We start from the raw sequence: 10,635 nt of genomic DNA, 5'->3' as shown, positions 1-10,635 counted from the left end.
GGCCGCGGCGGGCGCGGCCCGCGCGTGCAGCAGGTCCAGGAGCAGTCGGCGGGCGGCCGGGTCGGCGGTCGCGGCGGCCGCGATGCGGGCCGCGTACCGGGCACCGAGCCGGGCGCGCGGGCCGGTCGCGGTGTCCTGGCTGCCCCGCGCGGCGCGCAGGCCGAGCACGGACGCCCGCCAGAGGGGAGCCAGCCGGTGGGCGATGGCCCGGCGCAGCCGGTAGCCGAGGCCGATCGCCGTGCCGTGTCCGGTCAGCAGCTGATCGAGGACGAGGGCGCACTCCACGGCGACCGTCATGCCCTGGCCGTGGGCCGGGTCGAGGGCGACGTAGGCGTCGCCGACGACGAGGAACTGGTCGGGCCAGCGGCGCAGCTTCTCGTAGTGGCGCCAGCGGTTCCCGGTGGGCGTGCAGGAGTAGACGGGGCCGAGCGGTGTGGCGGCCTCCAGGACGTCGTGCAGCAGCGGGTGGCGCAGCGTGCGGGCGGCGTGCAGCAGGGCCGTGTGGTCGGCGGGGGCGTGGCCGGTGTCGCCGGTCGACACCGACACCGACCAGCGGCCTCCCTCGACGGGGTGGAGCATGCCGGTGGCCGGATGGTCCGGGGAGGGCAGGAGCAGCAGGCTCTTCCAGTCGGCGACGTGGCCGATGGTGGGCGCGTAGAGGGCGGTGGCGACGGCGGTGGGGGACGTGGACGCCGTCTCCTTCGGTGGTGTGTAGCCGAGTTCGGCGAGCCACTGCGGGGCGTGCGAGCCGTGTCCGGCCGCGTCCACCACGAAGTCGGCCGGTATCAGGCGGCGTCCGCTCGGGCCGCCGGGCGCCTTGCGGTCACGGGCGCGCACCCACACGCCGATGACGGTGTCGTTGCGACCCGGTTCGAGGCCGACCGCCTCGTGCTCGGGCAGGAAGGCCACCTTCGGGTCGGCGCGCAGCCGGTCGCGTACCGCCGCGTCGATCAGGTCACGGCCGGCGCTGAGCACCGACAGGCCGGGCAGGTCCGGTCCGGTGCGGGGCAGCCAGCCGCCGGGGCCGAGGAGCAGCATGTCCTCGGGCATGCGCACGCGGACCGCCCCGGAGCCGGTCAGGTCGGCGCCGATGCCGGGGAAGAGCTCCTCCAGGCCCTGCTGGGCGGCGGCGGTCAGGGTGTGGGTGTGCCGCGCCTGGGGCACACCCCGGCGGCGCCCGGGACCGCTGGGCACCCAGTCGCGCTCGACGACGGTGACCCGGTCCATGAAGTTGGCCAGGGCCCGTGCCGCGGTGAGCCCGGCCAGGCTGGAGCCGATGACCACGGCGTGGCCGTGTCCGGTCTGCGTGTCCAGAGCCAACTCCCCCACCCTCCCTGATCGTTGTCCCTGCATCATGCGGGCACAAAGACACCGCGTGGCGGGTCTCCAGCCGGTCGCGGAGGAGACTTCGAGGCGTCCTCGAACGGGCCTTGAGGCGGGCCGGTGTCCCGGTCTTCCGGCGCTACGCCGAGGAGTGCGGCGCCCTGCCGGTGTCCTGCCCGGCCGCCCGGCGCGGCGCGGTGACCCGGCCGACGCCGCTCACGGCGCCGCGCCCAGCACCGCGGCCAGCTCCGTCGCGGCCCGGGCCCCGTAGTGCCGGGCGATGACGGAGGCGAGCTTGCCGGGGTCGGGCACGTAGGACTGGGATCCGATCTCCGCGAGCGCCGAAGCGGCGACGGCGCAGCCGAGCTGCACGGCTCGCTCGTGTCCGAGTCCGCGGCTGACTGCGGCGAGGAAACCCGCGCGGAAGGCGTCGCCGACGCCGGTCGGATCGGCGACGGCCACACCCGCGACGCCCGGCACCGTGCGCGCGGCGCGACCGGATCTGTCGATCTTGGCGCCGCGTGCGCCGAGCGTGGTGATCCACGTGCCGACCCGGGCCAGCACCTCGTCCTCGCTCCATCCGGTGCGTTCCAGGAGCAGGGCGGCCTCGTACTCGTTGGTGAACAGCCAGCGCGCGCCGTCGACGAGCCGGCGCACCTGGTCGCCGGTGAGCCGGGCCAGTTGCTGGGAGGGGTCGGCTGCGAAGGGCACGCCGAGTTCCCTGCATGCCTCGGTGTGCCGCACCATGGCGGCGGGATCGTCGGGTGCCACGAGGACGAGGTCGACGCCGCCCGCGTCCCGGACCACCGACGCCAGGTCGATGTCCGCGGCCTCGGCCATCGCGCCCGCGTAGAACGCGGCGATCTGGTTGGCGTCCTGGTCCGTGATGCACGAGAACCGGGCCGTGTGCCGGGTGTCGCTCACCCGGACGGCGCCCGTGTCGACACCGTGCTCCTTGAGCCACACCTCGTACTCGCCGCCGAAGTCGCCGCCCACGGCGCCGACGAGCAGCGGGTGCAGGCCGAGCGAGCCGAGGCCGAAGGTGATGTTCGCCGCCACTCCCCCGCGCCTGACCTCCAGGTCGTCGACGAGGAACGACAGCGAGACGTGGTCGAGCTGCCCGGCGATCAGCTGGTCCGTGAAGCGGCCGGGGAAGACCATGAGGTGGTCGGTGGCGATGGATCCTGTCACCGCGATGCGCATAAGGCTCCTGTCCGGGTCCGTGCGTGCCGGCCCGTTGAGTGCGTTCAGGTACGTTCCGGTTCCTGGCAGCGGAGGCCGAGGACCTCGCTGATGGCCCGCCGCGTTCGGGCGGCCCGGCGCGTCGGGTGCGCCGCCGGACGGACCACGTGGGCGGGTCCTTCGGCGCGGGACGCGCTCGGTGGTGCGTGTGAGGGCGGGGCGTCGTGCGGCGGGGCGTCGGGACGGGGCGAGGCGGCGCGGGACACGGGCGGGGTGCGGCCGGGGCGCGGCACCGTGCACGAGGCGCGATCGGGCGAGGCGGAACGGGAGCGGGCCGGTCCGGCGGCCCGGTCAACGGGCTGCACGTGCGCGCGGCGCCGGTGCGGCGGGGCCCGCCATGTGCGGCAGGTCCCGCCGGGACAGGCCCGAGACGATGTCGCCGACGGCCGTCGACTCGTCGGTCACGTCGGTCAGTTCGCGCAGCAGCCTCCGGCACAGGGCGCCCAGGCGCTCGGCCTCGGCGTCGGCGAGGCGGCGCCGGTCGTGGACGATGTGCAGCGTCAGGCCGCCGTCGTCGTCCGTGCAGGCGAACAAGGTGACCGGGAACTCGGTCAGGGCCGTGCCGGACAGCCTCGGTTCCTGGACGCGGACGCCGTGTGCGGCGAGCGTCGCGCGCAGGGTCGCGGACAGCCGTGGCCGGTTGTCGAACACCAGCTGGCTCTCGACGAGTTCGTCGCGCCGGCCGTCGCCTTCGTGACGGTGCCCGCGCCCTGTCCACCGGCAGATCTGCCCCAGTGAGACCCACTCGTAGGCGGCCATGTCCACGGACCGGTCGCGCAGTTCGGCCAGCAGGCCGGGCACGGTGCTGCGGGGGTCGACGTGGACGATCACCGGCAGGGTGTTCGTCAGCAGGCCCGGAATGCGTTCGACGTCCGCCAGCGCGACACCCCGCCCGCTCACCGGGACCGCGAACGCGACCGGAGCCGGGCCGTCCGCACCGCTGGCCCGGTACAGCAGCAGCGCCCACATCGCCTGGAGCGCGCCGGACTCGGTCGTGGACCGCGCGGCCGCCCAGGCGCGCAGCCGGTCGGCGTCGGCCCGTTCGAGACCGACCCTCGCGCGGCCCCAGCCGCTCGCGCCGGTGGCGGGGCCGGGCAGCGCGGGCCGGTTCGCGGGAGTGGCCGTCGGCACCACGGAACGCCAGAACTCGCGGGCCGGGGCAGTGCTCTGCCGTGCCAGCCAGTGGGCGTAGTCGCACAGGTCGGGGCGCCGTTCGCCGCCTGGCAGTCGGCCCCCGGCCAGGTAGGCCCGGTAGAACTCCCGCACCAGCACCGACACGCTCCACGCGTCGAGCAGCACCTGGTGGAAGGTGATCAGGACCCGGCCGCCGTCGCCGGACGGCGAGTCGACCAGCGTGGCGCGCAGCAGCCCCGGCACCCGCGGGTCGAAGCCGCGCCGCCGGTCCTCCTCCTTGAGCGTGTCCCAGTCGGCGTCGGCGCCGTGACGGACCACCTCGACGGCGGCGTGCTCGTGCAGCACGACACGTGGTTCGCCGTCGGGTGCCAGCGCGGCGCGCAGCACCGTCTCGCACTGGAGGACGGACTGCCATGCGGTGGCGAACCGTTCGGCGTCGAGCGGGCCTTGCCAGCGCCAGTGCACCTGTTCCACGTGGCGGCCGCCGTCGTCGTCGGGGAACCGCCTCTCGCGCAGGAGGTCGCGCTGGCGGGGGGTGAGCGGCACCGCCGCCGGGGCGCCCGGTGCGCGGGCGTCGGTGTCGGTGTCGGTATCGGCGCCGGAGTCGGTGTCGGAGTCGAAGTCGGCGCCGGAGTCGGTGTCGGCGCCGGGCAGGGCGGGCGAGGGCCGGGCGGTGGTGGTGCGGGTGAGGGCGGTGGCGGTGCGGGTACCGCCGGACTCGTAGGCGTCGCACAGGTCGGCCAGGAGCACGGCGACCGGTTCGTCGTCCACGGCCACGCGGTGGGCGACGAGAAGCAGGGTGTGGTGTTCGCTCCCGTGGGAGATGAGCACGGCCCTCAGCATTCCGTCCTGCTCGGGGTCCACGCCCCGGCGGGCCTCGGCCCGTACGGCGGCCGCGGGGGGCCGGTCCGGGGCGGTGGCGGCGGTGCGGTGCTCCAGGGCGGGCGGGCGCGCCGGGTCGACGTCGAGGCGGGGTGGGCCGTCCGGGCTGTGCCGGAGCCGCGCGGTCAGCAGGGGGTGGCGGGCCACGAAGCGGGCAAGGGCCCGCCGTACGTCACGCTCGTCCAAGGGGCCCCGCAGCTCGATGGCGAAGGGCGTGCTGTGCGGCGGGTCCGGGGCGCCGGCCGGGACGCCAGCGGGGGCACCGGCCGGGGCGGCGGACCGGTGGGCGCGCAGCAGGGCCCGCTGCTTCTCGGTCAGAGGGATGGAGCCCGTCCACTGGTCCCCTGCTCCGGCGTCCGCCCCTGAGGGCGTGCCATGGGCCTGGTCCTGGGTCATCGGGGTCTCCTGATTCGAACAGCACGGGGCCCGTGAGCCCTGCCCCGGCGCGGTGGCTCGCAACGTCCTTGCCGAGTGTGCGCCGAAGGACCGGCGCCGCACAGTCGTGACGCCGCCGGGTCGAGCCGTCGTCAGCCGCGTTCCGAGCCGGGGCAGGACCGCCGCACAGTGGCAGGCCCCGCTCCTTCGAGGCACAGGCGCACGGAGGAGCGGGGCGTGCCGGGGCCGGGGGGATGCGGCCCCCAGGGCCTGTCCGCCCGACAGGCCCGGTCAGGGGTCAGTGGTCAGTGCACGCGGGCGGCCTTCCGCCCCGCCGCGTTCTCCGCCCCCGCGAGCGGGACGGAGTCGGACTGCGCCATGAGGATGGAGCGCTGCAGGCGGCTGAGGGCCGCGGACGGCTCAAGGCCCAACTCCCGTACGAGAGTGGTCCGCAGCCGCTGGTACACGTTGAGCGCCTCGCCGCGGCGGCCGGAACGGTACAGCGCGAGCATGAACTGCCCGTGCAGGCTCTCGTGCATCGGGTAGCGGCTGACCAGCACCGTCAGCTCGGACAGCAGCCCGCGGTGGTGGCCCAGCCGCAGATCGGCCTCGATGCGCTGGTCGAGGATGCACAGCCGGGTCTCCTCGAGCCGGTCGACCTCCGGGCCGAGCTGGCTGCCGGCCTGGACGTCGGCGAGCGTGGCGCCGGTCCACAGGGACAGGGCCTCACGCAGCCGCTTGGCGGCGCCCTCGTAGTCCTCCGCGTCCATCGCCCGGTATCCGGCTCCGGCCCGCTGCTCCAGTTCCTGGAAGTCGAGCAATCCGCCGCGGACGCACAGGCGGTAGCCGCCGGGCAGGGTCGTCAGTACGTCCTTGGCCTCGACCCGCTGCTCCCCGCCCCGCGTCAGCGCGTCACCGAGCAGTTCGCGCAGCTGGAGGACGTAGGTCTGCAAGGTGGTGCGGGCGCTGCGCGGCGGGGTGTCGCCCCACAGCTCCTCCATCAGCGTGGACACGGGTACGACGCGGTCCGCGTTGAGCGCGAGCAGGGCCAGCACCTGCCGTGGTTTCGGGGCGGTCGGCACGATCGAGATGCCGTGTTCGCGCACCGACAGCGGACCCAGTACTTCGATGTCCATCGTTCTCCCCCTACGGGTGCAGGCATACGGGCCGACTCGGCGTGCGGTGCGCGCCGCGGCGACGACTCGAGCGATGTGTCGCACGGTTTTCGAGCCCGACTCGATGGAAATTCAGCGCGGTCGGCTGGTCAATCCGACCCGGACGCTTTTTACATCGTGCTGTGCAACTTGCGGAAAACTTAAGGCAATCCGCAGATTCGCAGGTCCGCGGAGTGCCTGCGAGGCCCCGCGCGCCCCTCCCCCGCTCCCTCCCCCTCCCCTGCTCTCGTTCCCGTTCCCGCTCTCGCTCTCGACTACAGCGGAAGCGTTATCCCCAGCTCCTGCATGGCGGTCGACGGCGGGCCGCCCTCCGAGCGTTCCGTCTTGTAGCCCTTGACGCGGGCGGCCAGGGTGCGCGGGTCGACGGCCTCGGCGGGCGCGCCGGTCGCGTACAGGCCCTCGGGGGCGCTGTCGCGGTCGTGGGGCAGCAGCCAGAAGACGCGGCGGCGGAAGGTGCCGGAGGATCGGGATGCCTTGGCTTTGGGACCGAGCAGCGCGTAGCCGACCATGCGGCCGTCGCGGTGGTAGGCGGGCCTGCCCTTGCGGGTGGGCAGCCGGTCCAGGCTCTGGCGTACGTAGTCGAGATCGGCGATGTCTTCCAGCCAGACGAGTTCGGTCTCGTGGTTGATCTCGTCCTCGGTGATCAGGGAGCTCATGCGGTCGCTTCCCTCTCCTCGTCGGTGAGCAGTCCGATGCCCGGGTAGTACTTGCGCTGGTTGGACAGGATCATCTCCTTGGGCGAGGCGAGCCCGGCCAGCTCACGGGCGCGTGCCGCGAATGCGCGTGAGGACATGGCGGGCGCCCCCTCATTCTGGCACCAGCGTTTGTACGCCGCGTAGAGGCCGGTCTGCTCCGCCCGAAGATCGGGCCCGATGGCGCAGCACTCCTCGAAGAAGCGCCCGGTGTGGTCCTCGGTCTCCGCGTACGCGTTGGTGGCGATGCGTACGCGTTCGGGGCCGGTGAGGTCGCGTTCGCCGCCCAGGTAGCGGCGGGCGCCGTCGATGAGCCAGCCCAGGATGCCGGGGCCCTCCTCGGTGACGAGGATGTCCGCGAGGTTGTCGATCTTGCGTTCGTCGGAGACGACCCGTTCGAAGGGGATCAGCCGCATGCGGCGCCAGAACGCGAAGCCGCCGGTGCCGACCTCGGGCCGGTGGTTGCCGAGGAGCCAGAGCTTGTGCGTGGGCTGGAAGCTGAAGAAGTCCTGGCGCATGCGGCGGGCCTTGATGCGGTCGCCGCCGGTGAGCAGCTTGACGCGGGCCTCGTCGAACTTGTCGCCGTGCTTGACCTCGCTGCACACGATGACGCGGCGGCCGTGGAGTTCGGCGAGGTCGGTGGGGTGGCCCTCGTAGGGGCGGGCCATGAGGAAGCCGGGCGGGGCCGCGTCGGCGTAGTCGCCGAGCAGTTTCATCAGGACGTCCAGGAGGACGGATTTGCCGTTCTTGCCGGCGCCGAAGAGGAACGGGAGGACTTGTCCGCCGACGTCGCCGGTGACGGAGTAGCCGAGGAGCAGTTGCAGGAAGCCGATCATCTCCCGGCCCTCCTCGTCGTCCCCGAACGTGTCGGTGAGGAACCGGTCCCAGCGCGGGGTCCTGCCGTGGTGCGGGCCGACGGTGGTGGAGCGGGAGTGGAAGTCCTTGTTCGGGTCGGGCGTCTTGATCAGGCCGGTGCGCAGGTCGACGATCCCGTCCGGAGTGCACAGCGCGTACGGGTCGGCGTCCAGGCGGGCGGCGTTGAGCACCATGCCGGGGGCCGACTTGGCCTGCGTGAGCATGGAGTTGATGCCGGTGGTGGACAGGGCGCGGCGCCGGTGCTGTTGGAGGGCCGTGGTGGTGAACAGGCCGCGCGCGTCGTGCCCGGCGATGTTCTCGGCGAGGTCGCCCGCGGCCCACAGCACGGTGTCGTCCTCGTCGATCTGCCAGCGCGTGGTGTCCCAGCGGTACCAGCCGATGCCGGGAACGTGCCGGTAGTCGTTGGCGTACAGCTTGACGAACAGTTTGGCGTTGCCGCGGTCGGTGAGCGTGTCGGGCAGCAGCCCTTCGACCCTGGCGTCCGGCGCGCCCGCCGCGTGCGGTCCTTCCCCTTGTGCGGGCAGCGGAACGCCGCCCTGGTCACGGATCTGCGCGGCGACGGCCGCGGGGTCGAAGTCGAAGAGGGTCTCGTTGCCTGGTGAGGTCACGGGCGGCCTCCGTGGGCGTAGAGGGGCCTTGTGAGCCCCGCGGCGAGGCCGCTGGCAATGATCTGCTCCGAGCGCCTCTCCTGCCCTGGACGGGCCGCTGAGGCCGTTTCTCGCAGTGCCTGTTCGGCTTCCTCCCGTGACACCCGGTGCGCGGCGACGAGACCACCGATGGTGAACGCGGCCCGGTTGAGGGTGTCGGAGAACCCGGCGCCCTCGCTGACCTGCCCGCACGCCTCGACGGGCGCCAGGATCGCGGCGAGGAGCCCGGCCACCTGCCGGCGTCCGCCTCCGGCGGCGAGGACGGCCTGCTGCGCTCGGGGCGGTACAGGGCGGGGCGCGGGGATGTCGGGTGCGGGCAAGTGCCCGGTGCGTTCGAGCTCCTGAGCCAGCCACAGAGGCAGCGCGGCGGGCTCCCTGGTCTCCCCCACCGGGGTGTACGTCCCGGCGCTCGTGGTGGTCCCTGGAGCGATGATGTAACCCCCGTGCGCGCGGACGTCGACCTGCCAGGCGAGCGCCCGCCCCGAGCCGGAGCCGGTGGAGCACTGCCAGCGGCGGTTGTCCTCGGCCCGGTACCAGACGTGCAGCCCGCCCGAAGGCGTCCGTACGCGCAGCGTGTTGGCGTCCTCGGCGGGGCTGGGCTTGCCACGCAGCGCGGCCAGGACGGCCAGCGAGTGGAAGCCGGTGGCCAGTCCCGTCAGGTCGATGTGCTCGGCGATCGGGATGCCGGGCAGGACCCGGTCCCGGTGGGGCACGGCGGCGGCGTGGGCGTCGATGTCGATGACGACCAGGCCCGCGGGACCGCAGGCGACGCCGACACCGAAGTCGGGGTGGGCGGTCCACCACTGCTGGATGCGGCGCTGGTCGAGGGTGGCGGCGTGGAAGCCGTGACACCAGCGACCGGCGGGCAGGCACGCGCAGTCGGCGGCCGTGTGGGCGCCGCCGCGGCAGTTCTCGCAGTTCCCGGCGGGCGTCTTGCGCCCGGGAGCCAGCGGATGCACCGGCCAGCCCCGGCGGGCACACCAGCGGGCGGTGGCGGAGGGCGGCGCAGCGACCGAGGGTTCGGGGACGGGCCACGTCGAGCCGCTGCGTGGGAAACGCAGCTCAGAAGACATTCCGATCCCCTACCAGCGACTGAAGCGACTCAACGACGGACACAGACTAGCGAACGGGCGCGATCAGGCGGTGGAGCACTGGTTGAGAGCCCCTTCGGCCGTGTCGATCACCGTTTTCCAGGGGCCTGCGAGCGCCGGTCGGGGGCGTCGCGAGGCCGACAGCGACTGAAGAAAAAGGGGCAGCGACTGAGCGACTCTTCGGTCGCTCTCACAGTAGCTCAGAAAACCGCAGGTCAGAGCCTTGCGAAAGCCAAAACAGCGACTGAAGCGACTGAAGCCTTCTATCTATGACGCACACGCGCACGCGCCAATGTCTTCATATACCCGAACCTTGAGTCGCTTCAGTAGCTGTTCAGCCGCAATATGCCCCGTGACCTGGGCTTTCTTGTAGCGACTGAACAGCTACCGAAGACCCTTTCAGTCGCTGTTCTTCAGTCGCTGTCCCTCCAGAGCCCCCCGGCGGCAGCGACCGAGCGACTCAACAGCGACTGAAGCCCAGCGACTCAAGCGACCGAAGCGATCGACCGCCGGACATTGCTGGGCTTCAGTGCCTGTGGCTTCGCGAGGAGGAGCCTCGCAAGGACGCCCTCGCGAGGATGAACAACCGCGCGGGTGCGGGCGCGAGGGCGAGGAAGAGAACGGGAGAGCGGGACGGAGGGACGGAGGGACGGGAGGAAGAAAGCGCTGCTGTCAGGCAGGAGTGACGGCACTGCCGCTGCCGTGCTGGGAGCGGGGCGTCTTCGCGCCGGGCTTCCTCGGTTCGACCGTCCTCGGATCGACGGCCTCCCCCGGCGCCCCCTGCCGGTACAGGCCGCCGGGCAGGCTGTCCCGGTCGTGCGGCAGCAGGAAGAACACCCTGCGCCGGTACAGGCCGCTGTCGGGGTCGGGCCGGGCCTCGTCGTCCAGGAGCGCGTAACCGACCATCCGGCCGGCACGCGCGTACGGGGGTTTGGTGCCGCGCCGCTTGGTCTTGTCCAGGGCCTGGCGGACGTAGTCGAACCCGGCGGGATTCTCCAGCCACACCAGGTCCCGCTCGTGGGCGAGGTCGCTTTCGCTGAGCAGCGCGCTCATGGCCTGCCCTCCAAGATCGGCCAGTGCGAGGTGCCGGCTCTCCGCCCGGCAGGTGTGAGGGGAGGACCCGCGTGCGCCGACGGACCAGGTAGAACCTGCGGGTCCATATCCGGGCACATCCTAGTCCGGCGGGCGCAACTCGGGC

General features: G+C 73.2%; 8 protein-coding genes. All 8 read right to left on the bottom strand.

Annotated elements, in window-relative coordinates; all coding sequences use genetic code 11:
* The coding region (locus tag OFY01_RS28695) for an NAD(P)/FAD-dependent oxidoreductase (RefSeq protein WP_266604810.1) at positions 1-1,320 on the bottom strand (1,320 nt) is incomplete at its 3' end.
* 219 nt (positions 1,321-1,539) lie between these two features.
* Entirely contained in the window at positions 1,540-2,526 is a 987-nt protein-coding gene (locus OFY01_RS28690; RefSeq protein ID WP_266604808.1) for a carbohydrate kinase family protein, read from the bottom strand.
* A 330-nt stretch (positions 2,527-2,856) separates the two neighbouring features.
* On the bottom strand, positions 2,857-4,977 hold the full coding sequence (locus tag OFY01_RS28685; RefSeq protein WP_266604806.1) for a condensation domain-containing protein: 2,121 nt from the start codon (positions 4,975-4,977) through the stop codon (positions 2,857-2,859).
* A gap of 284 nt (positions 4,978-5,261) precedes the next feature.
* Positions 5,262-6,092 carry an AfsR/SARP family transcriptional regulator gene (locus OFY01_RS28680; protein WP_266604805.1) on the bottom strand — a complete coding sequence of 277 codons (831 nt, stop codon included), beginning with the start codon at positions 6,090-6,092 and terminating at the stop codon, positions 5,262-5,264.
* A gap of 293 nt (positions 6,093-6,385) precedes the next feature.
* The gene (locus OFY01_RS28675; protein ID WP_266604804.1) at positions 6,386-6,787 is read right to left on the bottom strand and encodes a DUF6009 family protein; all 402 of its coding nucleotides are present in this window, start codon (positions 6,785-6,787) and stop codon (positions 6,386-6,388) included.
* Positions 6,784-8,307, bottom strand: a complete 1,524-nt coding sequence (locus tag OFY01_RS28670) for a DNA primase family protein (RefSeq protein ID WP_266604803.1) — start codon at positions 8,305-8,307, stop codon at positions 6,784-6,786. The genes OFY01_RS28675 and OFY01_RS28670 overlap by 4 nt, the downstream gene beginning before the upstream one ends.
* Positions 8,304-9,419, bottom strand: coding sequence for a bifunctional DNA primase/polymerase (locus OFY01_RS28665; protein ID WP_266604802.1), 1,116 nt, complete (start codon positions 9,417-9,419; stop codon positions 8,304-8,306). The genes OFY01_RS28670 and OFY01_RS28665 overlap by 4 nt, the downstream gene beginning before the upstream one ends.
* 690 nt (positions 9,420-10,109) lie before the next feature.
* Positions 10,110-10,490 carry a DUF6009 family protein gene (locus tag OFY01_RS28660; RefSeq protein ID WP_266604801.1) on the bottom strand — a complete coding sequence of 127 codons (381 nt, stop codon included), beginning with the start codon at positions 10,488-10,490 and terminating at the stop codon, positions 10,110-10,112.
* Positions 10,491-10,635 lie beyond the last annotated feature (145 nt).

It is taken from the genome of Streptomyces beihaiensis (assembly GCF_026274175.1).
GTDB lineage: Bacteria > Actinomycetota > Actinomycetes > Streptomycetales > Streptomycetaceae > Streptomyces > Streptomyces beihaiensis.
This window is presented reverse-complemented; position numbering and strand designations above follow the sequence as displayed.

Bases quoted from the DNA above. Each gene is read 5' to 3' on its own strand.
- OFY01_RS28690 (WP_266604808.1), bottom strand. From the start codon at position 2,526: ATGCGCATCGCGGTGACAGGATCCATCGCCACCGACCACCTCATGGTC.
- OFY01_RS28685 (WP_266604806.1), bottom strand. From the start codon at position 4,977: ATGACCCAGGACCAGGCCCATGGCACGCCCTCAGGGGCGGACGCCGGA.
- OFY01_RS28680 (WP_266604805.1), bottom strand. From the start codon at position 6,092: ATGGACATCGAAGTACTGGGTCCGCTGTCGGTGCGCGAACACGGCATC.
- OFY01_RS28675 (WP_266604804.1), bottom strand. From the start codon at position 6,787: ATGAGCTCCCTGATCACCGAGGACGAGATCAACCACGAGACCGAACTC.
- OFY01_RS28665 (WP_266604802.1), bottom strand. From the start codon at position 9,419: ATGTCTTCTGAGCTGCGTTTCCCACGCAGCGGCTCGACGTGGCCCGTC.
- OFY01_RS28660 (WP_266604801.1), bottom strand. From the start codon at position 10,490: ATGAGCGCGCTGCTCAGCGAAAGCGACCTCGCCCACGAGCGGGACCTG.